We start from the raw sequence: 18,083 nt of genomic DNA on the forward strand, positions 1-18,083 counted from the left end.
CACCCGGCGTTATCAGCTAACTAGCCGGCCACTGCCGCTCACCTAACTCAATAGTTAGGGAGCTCGCTGCCTTAGAATTTGCTGGACGCATTGGGCGGGGGGCCTACAACAAAGTAGGTGGAAAATGTACAAGTGGTACTTAAGTTCGCCTATTTGGGCATGCCAAAGAGCAACGATTTAAGTCCAACGCGCAACACTACCGCATAACACGAGCGTTTCCCAAATCTGTGCACTGGGTACTGCTTGCGCTTCTTCGCGCCCCTCACCACCGGATTTCCCCTGCCGCATCTTTGCTCGCCCGAGCAGCTCAATTGCCAACAACTATCCCAGGGCAGTGACGCCGAGAAGCAGCGCGGTGACGGCCACGATCGGGATGACCACGGTCACCATCGCAATGTCCTTATAGGACTGTTTATGGGTCATCCCGCAGACCAACAGCATGGTCAGTACCGCGCCATTATGGGGCAAGGAATCGAAACTCACAGAGGCCATCGCCATGATGCGGTGCATTGCCTCCATAGAAATCCCTTGTTCAGTTGCCATGCGGCCCAGGTCCGCACCGAAGGTTTCCAAGGTCATAGACAGGCCGCCCGCGGAGGATCCCGTGATACCCGCGATGACGCCGGTAGAAATCACCCCGACGATGAGGGCATTATCCGCGACAGAGAATACGCCGTCGCGAAGCACAGTGAAAGCGGCGAGTGAGCCGATCACAGCGCCGTAACCCACTTCGCTGGCGGTGGTGAACACCGGCAGAATCGCCGATCGTGCTCCCTCACCCAAACCGGTAATGAATACCGCAAATAGCCCCGGGCGCATGAGAAAAATGACAAGGATTGCTGTAGCTAGCGCGACGGTCACCGACCACGTGCCCAACACAGAATCCAGTTTGACGGCACCAAACTTCTTTTCCGCCAAATAGCTGAAATCAAGCTCCTTGGAAATCGCGTAGATGAACAGGTAGTTCATTGCCACCACAACCGCAATAGGAATGAATCCCAGGAAGCCACGGAGCGTGATGCTGCCAGGACCCCGGTGAGCTGGTAGATCAGCGTGCCCGCCCTCAGCATCCTCGAGTTCTTTCAGAGCTACGGCATTTGATGTGGAGCCGCCTTCCGGTTCATAGAGTTCCCCGGCGCGTTGCAGTGAGCGAACTCGATACTCCAACCAGACCATGCCGAGCACGAGCATCAATGCGGTGCCCGTCAGCCCAAGCGCGGGCGCAGCATATGACGTGGTACCGAAGTATTTGGTTGGAATCACGTTGTGTACCTGGGGGCTGCCCGGCAACGCGGCGATAGCAAAAGTAATGGTGCCAAACGCAATAGCCGCTGGCATTAGTCGTTTGGGAATCCCGGCTTCTTTGAACAGTGCCGTGGCGATCGGCACGATGGTAAATGCCACCACCCAGGCACTCACACCGCCATAGGTAAGGAGGGCCGTGGCGAGGACTGTGGAAGCCATCGCCCGCTTCGGACCAAAGGCCCTAGAGATTCCTTGGGCTAGGTCATGTGCAAGGCCGGATACCGTCATCAGACGGCCAAAGATCGCGCCGGTGAGGAAGAGCGGGAAGTAGTTAGTAATGAACTTGCCCAGTGCTGGCATGAAAATTTGGGTGTAGGTGGCCAGTAGCGGCGCCCCAGAAAGTGCTGTGGCCAGTAGCGCCGCAATCGGAGCGGCAATAACCACCGAATGCCCGCGATACGCCAACACAATTAGCACAATAAGTGAGAGGAAAATGCCTATCATCGGGATAACCATGAAAAGCTCCGATCGTTAAGGGGCCGTAACCGGGAGTGGAAAAATGATGGAACGCAAGAATGCGCGGCATGCGGCGAATCCCCCGTCGGACACCAAGATGCGCATTATGGAGTGCTCACGGAAGCTTTTCAGCGAGCACACTTTTGCCCAGGTGTCTTTGAAAGACATTGCGAGTGCTGCCGGGGTGAGTGCACCGCTGATCATCAAGCACTTCCAGAGCAAGGAAAACTTGTTTGAACTCACGGTGGATTTCTCCGCAAGCGCAGCGGCTTTGTTTAAGGGGCCGTTCGAGCAGCTAGGCCAGACCTCCATCCATGAGACTTTGACGGCCCCGACCACCGCGCATTATTCAATTATTCGAACCATGACCGTGACTGACGGTTCAGAAAAGTCTTTGAGCGCAATCGGCGAGCGCATCAAGAGGGACATCCTGTCGGTGTTGGAAAAACGCATCCGAGAGGAGGCCCCGCATGCGCAGCCAGCACCCCAGCTACGAGCACAGGCGGCAATGGCGCTGCTCACGGGGCTATCGCTCATGCGACGGGTGGGCGATACCGATTTCCAGGAGTTCCCACCCGCCGATCTCGCGGACTACTACGCGGGTCTTGTCCAAAAGATCCTTAACGGTCACGAACCAGCTCAATGACGTAGGAGCAATCCTTGTCACCGAAGCCTGCGTCCACCGTCTCCTGGTAGAAAGCGCAGGCCGCCTGCCCGAGCACCGCCGAGGTCCCAGTTTCCTCCAAGGCCTTCTTAGCCAGGTTCAGATCTTTGCTCATGAGCGCGGAAGCGAAGCCGGGCTTGAAATCGTTGTTCGCAGGAGAGGTGGGCACGGGGCCCGGGACCGGGCAGTTGGTGGTCAGCGCCCAGCTGGCACCGGTGGAGTTGGACACGACGTCGAAAAACGCCTGCGGGTTGAGGCCGAGCCGTTCTCCGAGCACCATGGCTTCCGCGAGGACAACTTGGTGCACACCAAGGATCATGTTGTTGCATACCTTAGCCGCTTGACCTGCGCCAATCGCGCCGCAATGGGTTGCCACTTTTCCGAGCGTGTCAAAGATTGGGCGTGCCTGGGCGAAGGCTTCGTCTGTGCCACCAACCATGAAGGCTAGTGTGCCGGCATCAGCGCCGACTATGCCACCAGAGACCGGGGCGTCAACAAAGCGGTGTCCTTGCGACTCAACCTTGGCCGCTGCTGCACGGGCCTCGTCGACGGCGATGGTCGAGCTGTCGATGAAGAGCACACTGCCGCTTGTCGACGGCAACACCTCCTCCAACACCTGGTCCACGAGTTTGCCATTTGGCAACATTGTGAAGATGACCTGCGCACCTGTTGCGGCTTGAGCTGCGCTGTCACATACCTCAATACCGTTAGCACGCGCCTGGGTTTTAGCTTCTTCCATGACGTCAAAGCCACGGACGGTGTGTCCGGCCTGCACCAGGTTACGGGCCATAGGGCCGCCCATGTTGCCGAGTCCGATAAATGCAATGGTGCTCATGTGGGTTCCTTTCTAGTCCATTTGTGGCATGGAGAAGTCTGCGCCGGTGGCGGTGCCGGATGGCCAGCGCGAGGTAACTGTTTTGGTCTTGGTGTAGAAGCGGAATGAGTCCGGTCCGTGCTGGTTGAGGTCGCCGAAGCCGGAGGCCTTCCAGCCACCGAAGGTGTGATAGGCGATTGGCACTGGGATTGGCACGTTGATTCCAACCATTCCTACTTGGACGCGGGCAGCGAATTCGCGGGCGGCACCGCCATTGCGGGTGAAGATGGCTACGCCATTGCCGTATGCGTGCTCATTTGGCAGCTTGATGGCGTCTTCAAAAGTGTCTGCACGGACGATCGTGAGCACTGGGCCGAAGATCTCCTCGGTGTAGATGGACATCTCTGGGGTGACGTGATCGAAGAGAGTTGGGGCGATGAAGTAGCCATCCTGGAGGGATTCGCCGTTGAATTCCTCGTCGGTGGCTCCCTTGCCACGGCCGTCGATAACCAGCTCAGCACCCGCAGCCTCGCCCTCGCCGATCAGCTTTTCGATCCGCTCAAGGGCGGACTGCGCGACGACCGGACCGTAGGAAGCCTGTGGGTCGAGAGAATGGCCGACCTTGAGCTCTGGAATACGCTCTTCCAGTTTCTTGCGCAGCTCGTTAGCGGTTTCCTCTCCTACTGGAACAGCTACGGAGATGGCCATGCAGCGCTCGCCAGCGGAGCCATAAGCAGCACCGATGAGGGCATCAACCACCTGATCCATGTCCGCGTCTGGGAGAATCAGCGCGTGGTTCTTCGCACCGCCGAAGCACTGGGCACGCTTGCCAGTTGCTGCGCAGCGCTCGTAGATATACTGCGCGATCGGGGTGGAACCGACGAAACCGACGGCCTGGATAATCTCGGAATCGAGGATCGCGTCTACGGCACCCTTGTCACCATGGACAACGTTGAACACGCCCGCCGGGCCGCCGGCCTCGATGAAGAGTTCCGCCAGGCGAACCGGGACGGATGGGTCGCGCTCGGATGGCTTGAGCACAAAGGCGTTTCCACAAGCAAGCGCCGGCCCGGCCTTCCACAGTGGGATCATGGCCGGAAAGTTGAATGGGGTGATGCCTGCGACCACGCCGAGCGGCTGGCGCATGGAGTACACGTCGATGCCGGTGCCAGCAGAGGTGGTGTATTCCCCTTTGAGCAGGTGCGGCGCACCGAGGGCGAACTCGAGGACGTCGGTGCCACGGATGATGTCGCCCTTCGCGTCCTCGTGGGTTTTGCCGTGTTCGAGGGAGAGGGTGGCGGCAATCTCATCGATGTTCTCGTTGATGAGGGCGATCCACTTCATGATGATGCGGATGCGCTTCTGTGGGTTGGTCTTTGCCCAGGAGATCTGGGCCTTGGCAGCGTTCTCGATGACCTGATTGACCTCTACGCTGCTCGCCAGGTGGACCTTGGCCTGGACCTGGCCGGTAGATGGGTTCATGATGTCGGCCGTGCGCTCGGCAGAGCCTTCGACCTTCTTGCCGCCGATGAAGTGCGGGACAGTATTAACCATGGAGCTTCTCCTCACGCAGATTGATGTGTTCTAAAGCACACCATACGGAGAGGTGGGTCACATTGGAAGCAAAAGTGTGATAGAAAACGCCGTTTACCCCTAAGGGGCGGTTAATGGCGCTCAGCTGGGAACATTCCTATCCCCGCGCACATTTCACGTGCAAAAGACGTATAAAGAGGGACAAAGGATGTCAGATATTGAGTTTTTGTTTTCGGTCAACGCAATCTATGTCGCTTGCTTGCTGGGCATGGTACTTACTTCTACTTTCGGCAAGCTGGCGTGGGTTGTAGAAAACCGTCGCAGCGTGGACCACATACAAATCCCCCGCCTATCTCCAGAGGCCATAGCGATACTCAGCGGTGGACGACACAACTTTATTTGGGTCATGCTTTTTCGACTCCGCCAGCTCGGCATCTTAACCCAAGATCAGCAGGGCAAGTTCTTCCTCTCTAACACGACCGCCATCCACTCCCCTTTCGTCCGGCAGTTCATCGAGATGCTTCGCAAAGGCAACTCCGATGACATACACTGGCGCCCCAACTCGCCCACTGAAATGTCACTGGCGGTTCGCGAGCTGGAAGCCCACAAGCTCTGGGGCACTCATCTGAAAGACGTCAGTCTGCCATTGGGCGTTTGCTCGTTCATCAATTCAGTATTCACTGTGGGCGGTTTTGCCCTAAGCATGGTCAGCTGGTGGATCAACCTCTGTTATGTGTACAAAATCACCGAATGGAATACTGACGGGCCCGTTAACTTCACCATCACTTTGGCCTTGTTCTTTTTGTCTTTCACTTACTTCAAAACCGTGAGCATCCCGCACAAGTTCAGCGACCGCGGTTTCCGCTGTTGGACTCACAAAGAAAAGGCCGGACTGGCGGGGTACCAGACTGGCGTGGGCCGCAGCTTCCTCAAGAACTGCGCTTTTCCTCGCGAAAATGAAATCTATAAGGTCGCGCTACACGGGCAGGTCTACCTGAGGTTCACAGAACCAGGCTTCCTAAGCCAATTTGCCTGGGTGATCCCAGAGACTTTTGCCGCCGAAGAACGAAGGCGCTCAGAGGACTAAACTTTTAAGGCATGACTAGTATCCCTGAATACATTGTGGGTGCCTACGCCGCTATGCCGACGACACAGGTAGAAAGCGAACAGTTTTATAACGCGCTCGCGGACTCCGGTTTCGTCACTGGCATCGAGGTCCCTTGGCTCGGCACAGCGTTTGCACCCGACCCAGACTGGGGCTGGCTGGCCGAGCAGCTATCTGGTCGATTCCGCGGCTGCATCGTCACCGCAATCCCAGGCACCATGAAAACGCTGGGAAACAATCCCCTTTTCGGAATTGCTTCCGGCGATCCGACCGGCCGAGCAGAGGGCGTGACTTTTGCCACCCAGGTCTTGCAGAAGGCAGCCCAACTCAACGAAGCCACCGGCGAGCAAACCATTTCTCGGGTAGCGGTTCACTCTGCACCGAGCCGCACTCCCCTCTGCAATGCACTGAGTGAGTCTCTCGCTGAGCTAGTTCCGATTGCGACCAGCCTCGGTCTTACCCTCATCGTCGAGCACTGCGATGCCCATGATGGAATCGGCCCCGGAGAAAAGGAGTTCCTCACTCTCGAAGAAGAAATCGCCGCATGCGCCGATACCAAGACCCCGATCACGATCAACTGGGGACGCAGCGTGGTGGAATCACATGACACCGATCAGCCCACAAAGCAGGTGAACCAGCTAAGGGAGTCCGGACTGTTGGGCGGCATCATGTGTTCCGGAGCTGGCCCCGATGCCACTCAGTACGGCCCAGCATGGGCCGATGCACACCTACCGCTCAGCACTGACGAACCATCGAGCTGGATGACACCAAGTACAGTGGCCGAATTCTGCAGCGCGGCGAAGGGGGCAGAGGCCTACCGAGGAATAAAGATCCAAGTACCCAAGGACTCCGACATCGCAACGCGCATTGCAATGCTCCGCGCGGTCCATGCAGCTATGAGCAATTAAGCCCAAGAGCCGGCCTGGGGATAATCCCAGACCGGCTCTTTTACTGCGCAAACTTAAGCATTCTTCGCCTTAAACTCGCGACGGCGAATGTGCAGGATCGGCTCGGTGTAGCCCGCCGGACTCTTCGTTCCCAGCAGGATCAGATCCTTGGCGGCCTGGAAGGCGATGGATTCGTTGTAATCCGCGGCCATCGGCTGGTAGGTGACGTCACCCTCGTTCTGCTTATCGACGACCACAGCCATGCGCTGCAGGGAGTCAACGATTTGTTCCTCAGTCACGATGCCGTGATGCAGCCAGTTGGCCAGCAGCTGAGAAGAAATACGCAGCGTGGCACGGTCTTCCATGAGGTCCACGTTGTGGATATCCGGCACTTTAGAACATCCGACGCCCTGTTCGACCCAACGCACCACGTAGCCCAGGATGGACTGGCAATTGTTGTCCAGTTCCTCCTTCTTTTCTTCCTCGGACCAGTCCGTAGTTGGTGCGACCGGAACCGTGAGCAGGTCGTGGAATGCATCGCGACGGCCGTCGCTACGCAGTTGCTCCTGCACCGCCGCCACGTTGACCTCGTGGTAGTGCGTCGCATGGAGGGTAGCTCCCGTTGGAGATGGCACCCATGCCGTGTTCGCACCTTCGCGTGGCTGGCCTCCCTTCGCAGCCAACATCTCTGCCATGAGCTCGGTCATTGCCCACATGCCCTTGCCGATCTGAGCCTTGCCCGGCAGCGAGTTCGCAATGCCCGCATCAACGTTGTTGTCCTCATAGGCGAGCTTCCACGGCGAAGTCTGCAGGTCAGCCTTGCGCACCATGGCGCCCGCGTTCATGGAGGTGTGGATCTCATCGCCGGTACGATCCAGGAATCCGGTGTTAATGAATACCAGGCGATCCGCAACCTCCTGGATACAAGCGTCGAGGTTGACAGAGGTACGACGCTCCTCATCCATCACGCCAACCTTGATGGTGAATTCTGGCAGCTCGAGCAGTCGCTCGACGGCACCGAAAAGCTCATTCGTGAATGCTACTTCTTCAGGACCATGCTGTTTCGGCTTCACGATGTAGATGGAACCGGTGCGTGAATTGCGCAGCTGGTTGCGCTTTTCCATTCCCGGAATGGCGGCGGCCGAGGTGATGATGGCGTCCATGATGCCCTCAAAGATCTCCTCACCATCGATGAGGATCGCAGGGTTTGTCATCAGGTGGCCTACGTTTCGAACCAGCTGCAGGGAACGTCCATGCAGTCGAATCTCCGCACCATTGCGCCCCATGAACATGCGGTCCTTGTGCAGCGCACGAATGAAGGTCTCGTTACCCTTCGTGACCTCCTCAGTGAGAGTGCCATCCATCAGGCCCAGCCAATTGCGGTAGCCAAGCACCTTATCTTCTGCATCGACGGCGGCGACGGAGTCCTCAAAGTCCATGATGGTGGTGACCGCGGATTCCAGGATGATGTCCTTCATACCAACCGGGTCGGTGGAGCCGATTGGGGACATCGGGTCCAGCTCCAGGATGATGTGCAGACCATTGTTGCGTAGCAGGATGGATTCCGGATGATCGATGGTGCCCCGGAAGCCGCGGTACGCCTTGGAATCTTTCAGGCAGTATTCATCGCCCTTAGCCTTTGCGACGAACTCGCCGCTCATGATCTTGTACTTCTCTACGTCTTTATGGGAAATGCCGTCGAGGGGCACGGCCCGGTCGAGGAAGTCTCGACCCCACTTAATAACCTTGTCACCGCGAACCTTGTTGTAGCCGCCCTTCTTCTCAGCGCCGCCGTCCTCAGAAATGGCGTTGGTTCCGTATAGGGCGTCATAGAGGGAACCCCAGCGGGCATTTGCCGCGTTGATGGCGAAGCGGGCATTCAGTACGGGAACCACGAGCTGTGGGCCTGCAATGCTAGCAATTTCCTCATCGACGTTAGCGGTCCGAATTGGCTGCGGATCAGGCTGTGCTACCAGGTAACCGATCTCGCGTAAGAATGCTTCATGCTCCGCGGGGTCTGGCTGACCAGGATTTTCGGCGTAGTGCTGATCGAGTTTGGCTTGCAACTCATCGCGCTTGGCAAGCAGCTGTTTATTGCGAGGGGTGAAGTCGCGCACGATGCGGCCAAAGCCACTCCAGAAGTGGTCCGCATCCTTGCCGACGTGAGGCAGAATCTCCGCGTTGACAAAGTCATACAGCACGCGGGCGACGTTCATGCCACCAATTTCTACGCGTTCGGTGTGCGGTTCCTGGAAATCAATCGTGATGGGCGCGCTCATGGTTACTCCTCGGGAAGCTTTCGATGTTTGGTTGGTCCGTCACAAACTTCACTGATCCGGCAGCGAGCCGGAGGGGAAGTGTGTTAGCGAGGTAACAGCCACCCTAGGTGACGCCCATCACAAAGTGAAGGAAATTTTGAAAACTACCCCTTTACCAACTTTACAAATTGGCGACAATAGTGATTCATTTCATGTTCTTCCGGCGTCCTACATTTGCAAAATGCGCCCGCAATCCCTGCAGGCCGAGCCGTTTTTGAGACCAACATCACAGAGAACTTTGCAAGCTAACATTTTGCAGTTTTCACAAAACCCCCTCCCACCCCCAAGCAAATCTTAACCCTGCAAAGCCATTGACCGCGAGACCTAAATCACACATGCTTGGGGACATGTCGAGCAACACACTCCCCTTTCTGGAGATCCAACAGCTCCGACACCCCACCTTTTGCACACACTAAGGAGCTAATCCCATGAGCAACGTAGGCAAGCCACGTACCGCAGCCGAGATCCAGCAGGATTGGGACACCAACCCCCGCTGGGAAGGCATCAGCCGTGACTACACTGCCGAGCAGGTAGCTGAGCTGCAGGGCAACGTCGTCGAAGAGCACACGCTTGCGCGTCGCGGAGCCGAGATCCTGTGGGAAAAGGTCAGCCGCAAGGATGATTCCTACATCAACGCACTCGGCGCACTGACCGGTAACCAGGCTGTCCAGCAGGTACGCGCTGGTCTGCAGGCGGTGTACCTCTCCGGTTGGCAGGTCGCAGGTGATGCCAACCTTTCCGGGCACACCTACCCAGACCAGTCCCTATACCCAGCGAACTCCGTCCCTAACGTTGTTCGCCGCATCAACAATGCGCTACTGCGTGCCGACGAAATCGCACGCGCCGAGGGTGACACTACCGTTGAAGACTGGCTCGTTCCGATCGTCGCCGACGGCGAAGCCGGCTTCGGTGGAGCGCTGAACGTCTACGAGCTCCAGAAGGCAATGATCGCTGCCGGTGCCGCTGGCACCCACTGGGAAGACCAGCTCGCTTCCGAGAAGAAGTGTGGTCACCTCGGCGGCAAGGTCCTCATCCCAACCCAGCAGCACATCCGCACCCTGAACGCTGCCCGCCTAGCAGCCGACGTTGCTAACACCCCGACTGTGGTGATCGCCCGCACCGATGCCGAAGCAGCAACCCTCATCACCTCCGACGTCGACGAGCGCGACCGCCCATTCATCACCGGCGAACGCACCGCAGAAGGCTTCTACAAGATTCAGAACGGCATCGAACCATGTATCGCACGTGCGAAGTCTTACGCGCCTTACGCCGACATGATCTGGATGGAAACCGGTACCCCGGATCTGGAGCTCGCCAAGAAGTTTGCTGAAGCCGTCAAGTCCGAATACCCAGACCAACTGTTGTCCTACAACTGCTCCCCATCCTTCAACTGGTCCAAGCACCTCGACGACGCCACCATCGCCAAGTTCCAGCGCGAACTCGGCGCCATGGGCTTCAAGTTCCAGTTCATCACCCTGGCTGGCTTCCATGCCCTCAACTACGGCATGTTCGATCTGGCTCACGGCTACGCCCGCAACGGCATGACCTCCTTCGTTGACCTGCAGAACCGCGAGTTCCAGGCTGCCGAAGAGCGTGGTTTCACCGCCGTCAAGCATCAGCGCGAAGTGGGCGCAGGCTATTTCGATCAGATCGCCACCACCGTGGATCCAAATACCTCCACTGCTGCCCTGAAGGGCTCGACTGAGGAAGAGCAGTTCCACTAGACCTCGCCCGTTTTCTGTCTCAGGCATATCACATGGCGGTAGTGAGCCAATTCTGTACTCTCTTCTACGCGTCGACGGAATCCGATAGCCACCCACCAGTCGGCGACAACACGATCATGATTTCGCCCCCATGATTTTGCAGGTAACAAGAGCGCTACTAGTCAGCATTCTGAACGGCCATTCACAAAATCATGGGGCGAAATCATGGTCGCAGCCTTCTAAGCCGCTAGAATCCTCTTATCCCAGCAGAAAACCCGCTACCTAAAACAAGGTAGCGGGTTTAGAACCGAGAAAGGCTAGTGCTCAGCCTGGCCTGGCTTCTTGAATGGGAAGCCCAGTTCGCGCAGCAGCGCGCGGCCTTCGTCATTGTTCGTAGCCGTGGTGACGATGGTGATGTCCATACCGCGTGGGCGGTCGACCTTGTCAACATCGATTTCGTAGAACATGGTCTGCTCGGTGAGGCCGAAGGTGTAGTTACCATGGCCGTCGAACTGCTGGTCGGAGAGACCACGGAAGTCGCGGATACGTGGGAGGGCGACGGTCAGCAGACGGTCGAGGAATTCCCACATACGGTCGCCACGCAAGGTAACGCGAGCGCCAATTGGCATGCCTTCGCGAAGCTTGAAGTTAGCGATGGACTTCTTCGCACGACGAAGCTCTGGCTTCTGACCGGTGATCAGGGTGAGGTCTTCGAGTGCGCCGTTGATCAGCTTGGAGTCACGAGCGGCGTCGCCGACACCCATGTTGACAACAACCTTGACTACGCCAGGGATCTGCATGATGTTCTCGTAGGAGAACTCTTCATTCAGCTTGGTGCGGATCTCTTCGCGGTAACGGGTCTTGAGACGCGGAGTGTAGTTTTCGCTCATTTTAGATGTCCTTCCCGTTCTTACGCGAGATACGAACGCGCTTGCCGTTCTCGTCTACGCGGTAGGCAACGCGAGTTGGGTTGCCGTCGGCGTCGAGAACCATGACGTTCGAAACGTGGATCGGGGCTTCCTGAGTCACGATGCCGCCGGACTCTGCGCCACGCTCTGGTGCGGAGTTAGCAACGTGCTTCTTGATGCGGTTGACACCCTCAACGATGACCTTGTTGGTCTTTGGGAAAGCCTGAATGACCTTGCCCTTTGCGCCCTTGTCTGGGCCGGAGATGACGAGTACGTTATCGCCCTTATGGATCTTCATGGGTTAGATCACCTCCGGTGCGAGAGAAACGATCTTCATGAACTTCTTGTCACGAAGCTCACGAGCGACTGGGCCGAAGATACGGGTTCCCTTTGGCTCGTTGTCGTTCTTGATGAGAACTGCAGCGTTCTCATCGAAGCGAATGTAGGAGCCGTCTGCGCGACGGGTTTCCTTCTTGGCGCGGACGATGACTGCCTTGACAATCTCGCCCTTCTTTACGTTGCCGCCTGGGGCAGCTTCCTTGACAGTAGCGACGATGACGTCGCCAATGCCAGCAAAGCGTCGAGTGGAGCCACCGAGAACGCGGATGCACAGGATTTCACGTGCACCGGTGTTATCGGCAACCTTCAGACGCGATTCTTGCTGAATCACTAGGGTCTCCTGACCTGGTTGAAACTTGATGTGCGCCGGATTTCCGTCCCGAGCGCACGCGGTCGGTGTTGCACAAGGTAAAACACGAAAAAGTTCCGGGCCCATTTCCTTAGCCAAAGCTGGGATTATGGATCTCGCGGGTTGTGCAACTGAAGTAGCCTAACACGCTGGAGTTTCGCTTCAAAATCCGTGTTTCCGATAAAGCTTTCCACGCCAGCTAAGCTCTAAAGCTATGACCTATCGCCTACTGTTAGCCGGCCTCACCTTGCAGGCGATCGCTGCGTTAGTTTTCCTCGGCAGCGGATTTGGCCTCTCCTGGCCGGCACGTCTCATTGTCCCCAGCGTTCTAGCCTTACTCGGCTCTGCCGTAGTCCTGTTCAGCGTATACCGCAAGCACACGGTGGGAACACCCAAGGCGCTAGCGATCGTCGGTTCTCTGCTCAATTTGCCAGGTTGGGGCAGTTGGCTGCTTGTTGCGCTCACCTCAGAACCAGGCGATCCCGTCATCAACATCACTGGTCTTTTGGCCGTTGTGGGATTTGTGATCACAGCCTTTGCATTGTTCGGAGCGATTGTCCAACCGTGGCTAGAGCGGGCACAATACCGCTTCACCTGGGCCGCACTGTTCCTGGCTTTGCAGCTAGCAGCTCAGGCCTTCACGTGGTACCGATACTCAAACCAGGCGTTAGATACGGCTCTCCAGGACTGGTTCATCCCATTGCTGTTGGTGCCCGTTTTCATCGGCGGCATCCAGTTGCTGGTGGCCACTAACGTCAAGCACAACCCGCACGCGAAGATCTTGTCCACCATTGGCGCGGTGCTATGCATGCTGGGGGCCATTCCCTTCTTCGGGCTTTTTGGTAGCGAATTGGCACTACTCAGTACTTTTGCTGCTGCGGTCGTTGAATCGTTCCAGCTGCGTCCCTGGCGCCGGGGCCGGCAAGAACGCCCGGCACGCGAAGAGTAGCGGAGTTATGTTCACTTCAAAGCTTCTGAACTCAGTTCCGCCGGGGCCGATGCTGATCGCAGGCTGGTTTAGTCTGCTGATTCTTGGTTCCGTTTTTCTTTTGCCAACCCGAACACCATTGGTGGCAATCCTAGGGCTCGTCACGTGTGCCGTTATCGGCCTAGCGTGCTACCGCAGCGAGCTGCTTTCCAGCCGCATTCTTGGCTCCCTAAGTGCAGTCATTGGGATTTTGCTGTGGATCATCGCGGCCCTTGACACCATGGATCCGGGTGATGACGTGCTTTCTCCTGGCCTGCACATCCATTACGCTCTGTTCACCGTATTCGCTCTCGGTGTTGCGCTCTTCGCGGCAACTTCAGCTCGCTTCACTAAGCACGCCTCCGCTGCGGCGAAAAGCCCCTGGCCGCTAGCGTTCCTTCTCGGCTACGCGCTGGCAGGGCCGTGTTGGCTGCTCTGCTCTTTGTACCCGTTCTCACAGGATTGGGTCATTTCGCAGCTCCACGCCGTCCCCGCCATGGTCGGCGTGTTGCAGTTGACACGAACTCTCGCGGTACTGCCGTCGCCGGCGCGCGACCTGTCTCTAATGTCCAGCATCATTGCAGTGATTGGCTTCCTCACTGTGGCGCTGTCACCCGTTACGTGGATCCCTGCCGCTCTGCTGACTGCGATTGCGTGCTTCAAGTCTTATCGACAAACCTAAGGCCCCTCCTGCGCTTCTCACCGTGTTGAGTCTTTGCACGATTTACACCGGCAGCGCCTAAACAGTGGAACAATAGAGAAATGATCGAGCACACTTCCGCCTCAGTCACTCAGCTGCGCGACGTACTCTCCGACACCACCTTCGTGTTGGAACCTTCCGCGCAGGAGACTGCCCAGGCCCTCGTCCACCAGGTAGACGACTATGTTCTGCCGCGGCTGGCAAACATCGATGCACCGCTACTTGCCGTGATCGGCGGTTCCACCGGCAGCGGAAAATCGACGCTGGTCAACGCCGTTGTGGGCTCGCAAGTGAGTGTTTCCGGCGCGATCCGGCCGACTACCCGCCAACCGGTTCTGGTGGCCAATCCGGAGGATGCCGAGTGGTTCGCCGCTGGACAGGTTTTACCAGGCCTCGCCCGCGAACACGGCGCGGCTGCTGCGAATCCCACCGCCACCTCACTACGCACCGTAACCACCGAGACTCTGCGGCCGGGCCTCGCGCTTCTCGACGCCCCCGACTTCGATTCCATCGATGATAAGAACCGGGCCCTCGCCTCGCAGCTCCTTGCGGCGGCGGACCTGTGGATCTTTGTCACCACCCCGGCGCGGTACGCAGATCAGCTGGTTTGGAATTTCCTGCACGATGCGGCATCCCGCAACATCGAGGTCATAGTGGTGCTCAACCGGGTCGACGAGGAAGCGATGCGGACTGTCCCGGAGGATCTCCGGCGCATGATGCTCGACGCCCAGCTCGGTGATTCGAAGCTCATCACGGTGCCCTATGTTGAGCATCTTTCCGGGCTGCTTGCACCCGACCTTGTTGCTCCGCTGCGCGATCATTTGGCGCAGCTGGCTGCGGATTCTGTCGCCCGCAGAGCAATGGCAGCGAAGACGGTGCAAGGCGTGGTTGGACAGATCACGGCAAAGGTAACCGGGCTCGCTGAGATTAAGGCGCGTGAGGAAGAATTCGCCGCCCAGCTCGACGGCGCCATCGATGACACCTATGCACGCGCCCGCGACCAGGTGATTGATGCCACCCAGGACGGCAACCTGCTGCGCAAGGAGGTTATGCAGCGCTGGCAAGACTTCGTGGGAACCTCGGATGCTTTCCGAACCATGGAGCGGTGGTATTCCCTGGCAGTGGATCGCCTCGGTAGCTTCTTCACTGGCAAGCCGGCGCCGGTGCGGGAAGTGGAGACTGAAATTGAAGCCGGGTTGCATGCGGTCGTCGTGGATGCCGCAGAAACTGCAGCGACGCGCAGCTGGTCTCATCTGGGTACTGCGGCTCCGGAGTTGCGGGCGTCGGCAAGCCCAGAGCTGGCTCATGCCAGCGCCGACATCACAGAGGCTACTGCCCAGCTGGTACGCGACTGGCAGGCAAGCCTCGTGGACACTATTCAAAACAGCGCGGGCGACAAACGGATGCAGGCCCGCATCATGTCTTTGGGGCTCAATGTGGTCACCGTAGCGCTGATGCTGGTTGTCTTTGCTTCTACCGCTGGGCTGACTGGAGGCGAGATCGCGATCGCTGGCGGCTCCGCAGTGCTCGGCCAAAAGATGTTGGAGACGATCTTTGGTGAGGATGCTGTGCGGCGGATGGCCAAGCACGCCCGCACTGACCTGGATAGTCGCATTGAAACGTTGTTCGGGTCAGAGCGTAGCCGTTATTACGAGGTTACTGACGACCTTGTGCGTGGCTCGAGCTCACAAGACCTCACCGTGGCCCGCGACCACGCTAATGCGGAAGCAGGTGCCTAAGACATGGGTGTTTTCAAGTCCAAGGCAACCTTAGGCCAGCGCCTGGCGGCTTTAGAAACCGCGGCTGAACTCGCCCAAGGCATGCTCAGCCCGGCAGAGGAAGAGGCTCTCAGGCACGTCATCGATAGTGCGGCGCAGCGTCGTGCCTTGTCCGCGGACCATACTGTCGTGGGCTTTTTCGGCGCCACCGGCTCCGGCAAGACTTCTTTGTTCAATGCCGTCGTTGGGGAAGACCTAGGTAAGACCGCTGCGCGGCGCCCTACTACCTCCTCTCCCCTGGCGGCGGTGTGGCATCCCGAAGGCGCTGAAGAGCTACTCGATTGGTTGGAGGTGGAGGACCGTCGCAATCGCAGTGGGGATTTCGCACGCGATGCGGGTCCGCTGATCCTGCTGGATCTGCCCGACTTTGACTCCGTGGAACCGATCCACCGAGAGATCGCTAGCCGCTTGGCTGGCCAAGTTGATGTGTTGGTCTGGGTCACCGATCCCGAAAAGTACGCGGATACGATCATTCATGATCACTTCATCCGGCCTCATGCCGCGCACAGCTCGGTGACGCTAGCGGTGCTCAACAAGTCAGACAAACTGCGCCCGGAGGATTTGCGTCCCGTCACGCAATCCTTGGAGCAGCTCCTAGTGGAAGACGGGCTGCAGAAAGTTAAGGTCATTGCCACGAGTGCCAAGACGGGCGCCGGCGTGGCAGACATCCGGGGCGCCATCGCAAAGGTTGCCTCCGCGCATTCCGCCCAGACGGCACGCCTGGAGGCAGACATAGCTGCCGTGACAGCCCCACTGCTGGGGAGTGAGAAGCTAAAGAAGGTCACCGATTCTGAGAAGAAGGCCCTGGATGATGCCCTCGCTCAGGCCGCTGGTACCGAATACATCTCCGGCGTCACCGCAGCCGCATACCGGAAGCGCCTCGGCCTCAAAACGGGGTGGCTGCTGACCTCGTGGATGCTGCGGCTTCGCCCAGACCCGCTGCGTAGACTCGGCCTTCAGGAGAAGTCCGATGAGGTCGGCGTTCACCGTAGCTCGCTCCCGCCTATCGACGCATCCCGGCGCGCGGTAGCCAACCGGGGCGTGCGCGAATACGCTACGTCGGTAGCCAGCGGATTGCCAGAACGGTGGGCAAACCAGATCTCGGATCGCACTGAGGACATTATCGAGGCGCTGCCCGAGCAACTCGACCGCACCGCTGCCCGTACTGAGCTGCCCGCACAGCCCAGCAAGGTCTGGGGGCTGTTCACCTTCGTACAGTGGCTTGCTTTGCTCGCTGCTCTGGCTGGCATCGGCTGGTACCTGGCCGTAGCCTTCTTCCCTGGGCTCATTGACCCACTGGTTGACGGCCCCCTCATCCCTCACATTGAGGGCTGGCCGCTGCCGACGTTACTCATCGCAGGAGGTCTCCTCCTGGGCATACTGCTCGGCCTGTTCACCGCGGTGTTTGGCGCAGCGATCGGTGCGGGTATCAAATCACGGACCCGCAGGGCGCTGCGTCGCGAAGTGCAGGAGCTTAGTGCAGAGCAGGTCACCGCACCGCTGCTCGACGTCCGGAGCCGCTACCTCGACTTCCACAAGCAGCTCGCCATTGCCACTGCGAGGTAGCCGTCTAGGACGCCCGTGTGATGGCCGTGATGCGGCCTAAATCTACGTTGCCACCGCCATCGCGCAGCTGCACCACCAGCTGCTCTCCCACTGCGGTGGGGAGTACTAAGTCCCACGGCAATTCAGTCATGGTGGTGTTGCGGCGCTGCTGGTGAAATGTCCGCAGCGCGTGGGCAAGCGAAACCGTGACGTCGCCTTCGCAGGACACCACGAAGCTATCTTCGCCGAGCGTGCGTCGGTCGAGTGCTGGTAAGTGGGTAAGTGAAAGTTTAGGGGCGTCGATAAGCGGGCGGATCTGCTCGACTACCCCGAAGCGGCGGCGTATTCCTGTGGTGTCCCTCAGGATGAGCGGTGCACCCACCTCAGCTTTGATGACCTCGTCCAAGGCCCAAGTCACGGGGCGTTGCGCTGCGCGCGCGTGAGAACTTCGAACAACCACGGTTTCTGCATCTAGGCTAAGAAGATGTTCTTGTGTTCGCACCGTCACTGCCACCGAAGTGTGCTGCACGGTGCGCGGATAGCGCTGGCCGAGCTGTTGGAGTGCCTCTGCCGCGTCCGCATCATCCAAGCCACCCACGCCACTGTTGTCCAGTAACCGGAGCAGGTCGGCAAAGTCGAGCTGCGGCAGCGCCTCCCATAGGTCCTGAACCTGGCCGAGCAGTTTTGGTATTCGAGTGGGGTCTTTCACTCC

16 protein-coding genes are annotated in these 18,083 nt (G+C 58.4%); 8 read left to right on the forward strand and 8 right to left on the reverse strand.

The window, feature by feature from the left end; translation table 11 throughout:
• Positions 1-321: 321 nt before the first annotated feature.
• Positions 322-1,749 (reverse strand): GntP family permease, encoded by a 1,428-nt coding sequence (locus WG915_RS05055; RefSeq protein ID WP_339564291.1) that lies wholly within the window; start codon positions 1,747-1,749, stop codon positions 322-324.
• A gap of 55 nt (positions 1,750-1,804) precedes the next feature.
• On the opposite strand from WG915_RS05055, the gene WG915_RS05060 reads away from it, so the two are divergent.
• Positions 1,805-2,407, forward strand: coding sequence for a TetR/AcrR family transcriptional regulator (locus WG915_RS05060; protein ID WP_339564292.1), 603 nt, complete (start codon positions 1,805-1,807; stop codon positions 2,405-2,407).
• Here WG915_RS05060 and mmsB read toward each other — a convergent pair.
• Both mmsB and WG915_RS05070 read right to left on the reverse strand, forming a co-directional pair.
• Positions 2,382-3,260 (reverse strand): 3-hydroxyisobutyrate dehydrogenase, encoded by an 879-nt coding sequence (gene mmsB / locus WG915_RS05065; RefSeq protein ID WP_339564293.1) that lies wholly within the window; start codon positions 3,258-3,260, stop codon positions 2,382-2,384. The two genes, WG915_RS05060 and mmsB, sit on opposite strands and share 26 nt — an antisense overlap.
• Positions 3,261-3,272: 12 nt before the next feature.
• Positions 3,273-4,793, reverse strand: a complete 1,521-nt coding sequence (locus WG915_RS05070) for a CoA-acylating methylmalonate-semialdehyde dehydrogenase (protein WP_339564294.1) — start codon at positions 4,791-4,793, stop codon at positions 3,273-3,275.
• Positions 4,794-4,980: 187 nt separating this feature from the next.
• On the opposite strand from WG915_RS05070, the gene WG915_RS05075 reads away from it, so the two are divergent.
• Positions 4,981-5,859 (forward strand): hypothetical protein, encoded by an 879-nt coding sequence (locus tag WG915_RS05075; RefSeq protein WP_339564295.1) that lies wholly within the window; start codon positions 4,981-4,983, stop codon positions 5,857-5,859.
• A gap of 11 nt (positions 5,860-5,870) precedes the next feature.
• Positions 5,871-6,785, forward strand: coding sequence for a DUF4862 family protein (locus tag WG915_RS05080; protein ID WP_339564296.1), 915 nt, complete (start codon positions 5,871-5,873; stop codon positions 6,783-6,785).
• Positions 6,786-6,838: 53 nt separating this feature from the next.
• On the opposite strand, the gene glcB is transcribed toward WG915_RS05080, so the two are convergent.
• On the reverse strand, positions 6,839-9,043 hold the full coding sequence (gene glcB / locus WG915_RS05085) for a malate synthase G (protein ID WP_339564297.1): 2,205 nt from the start codon (positions 9,041-9,043) through the stop codon (positions 6,839-6,841).
• A 467-nt stretch (positions 9,044-9,510) separates the two neighbouring features.
• Between glcB and aceA the strand changes: the two genes are divergently transcribed.
• A complete protein-coding gene (aceA, locus tag WG915_RS05090; RefSeq protein ID WP_339564298.1) occupies positions 9,511-10,806 on the forward strand; it encodes an isocitrate lyase in 1,296 nt (431 codons plus the stop codon).
• A 296-nt stretch (positions 10,807-11,102) separates the two neighbouring features.
• Here aceA and rplE read toward each other — a convergent pair whose 3' ends face one another.
• The 3 genes from rplE to rplN are packed head-to-tail and all read right to left on the reverse strand — an operon-like array spanning position 11,103 to position 12,363.
• A complete protein-coding gene (gene rplE, locus WG915_RS05095) occupies positions 11,103-11,675 on the reverse strand; it encodes a 50S ribosomal protein L5 (RefSeq protein WP_339564299.1) in 573 nt (190 codons plus the stop codon).
• 1 nt (position 11,676) lies between these two features.
• Positions 11,677-11,991 carry a 50S ribosomal protein L24 gene (rplX, locus tag WG915_RS05100; RefSeq protein WP_339564300.1) on the reverse strand — a complete coding sequence of 105 codons (315 nt, stop codon included), beginning with the start codon at positions 11,989-11,991 and terminating at the stop codon, positions 11,677-11,679.
• Positions 11,992-11,994: 3 nt separating this feature from the next.
• A complete protein-coding gene (gene rplN, locus WG915_RS05105; protein ID WP_339564301.1) occupies positions 11,995-12,363 on the reverse strand; it encodes a 50S ribosomal protein L14 in 369 nt (122 codons plus the stop codon).
• Between the two features lie 232 nt (positions 12,364-12,595).
• Between rplN and WG915_RS05110 the strand changes: the two genes are divergently transcribed.
• From WG915_RS05110 to WG915_RS05125, 4 genes are all read left to right on the forward strand, one after another.
• Positions 12,596-13,330 carry a hypothetical protein gene (locus WG915_RS05110; RefSeq protein WP_339564302.1) on the forward strand — a complete coding sequence of 245 codons (735 nt, stop codon included), beginning with the start codon at positions 12,596-12,598 and terminating at the stop codon, positions 13,328-13,330.
• A gap of 7 nt (positions 13,331-13,337) precedes the next feature.
• Positions 13,338-14,030 carry a hypothetical protein gene (locus WG915_RS05115; RefSeq protein WP_339564303.1) on the forward strand — a complete coding sequence of 231 codons (693 nt, stop codon included), beginning with the start codon at positions 13,338-13,340 and terminating at the stop codon, positions 14,028-14,030.
• Between the two features lie 80 nt (positions 14,031-14,110).
• The gene (locus WG915_RS05120) at positions 14,111-15,787 is read left to right on the forward strand and encodes a dynamin family protein (protein ID WP_339564304.1); all 1,677 of its coding nucleotides are present in this window, start codon (positions 14,111-14,113) and stop codon (positions 15,785-15,787) included.
• 3 nt (positions 15,788-15,790) lie between these two features.
• Positions 15,791-17,392: a GTPase family protein gene (locus WG915_RS05125; protein ID WP_339564305.1), complete on the forward strand. Its 1,602-nt coding sequence runs from the start codon at positions 15,791-15,793 to the stop codon at positions 17,390-17,392.
• A gap of 4 nt (positions 17,393-17,396) precedes the next feature.
• Here WG915_RS05125 and WG915_RS05130 read toward each other — a convergent pair whose 3' ends face one another.
• Positions 17,397-18,080, reverse strand: coding sequence for a hypothetical protein (locus tag WG915_RS05130; protein WP_339564306.1), 684 nt, complete (start codon positions 18,078-18,080; stop codon positions 17,397-17,399).
• Between the last annotated feature and the right edge of the window lie 3 nt (positions 18,081-18,083).

The organism is Corynebacterium sp. H128 (assembly GCF_037482625.1).
GTDB lineage: Bacteria > Actinomycetota > Actinomycetes > Mycobacteriales > Mycobacteriaceae > Corynebacterium.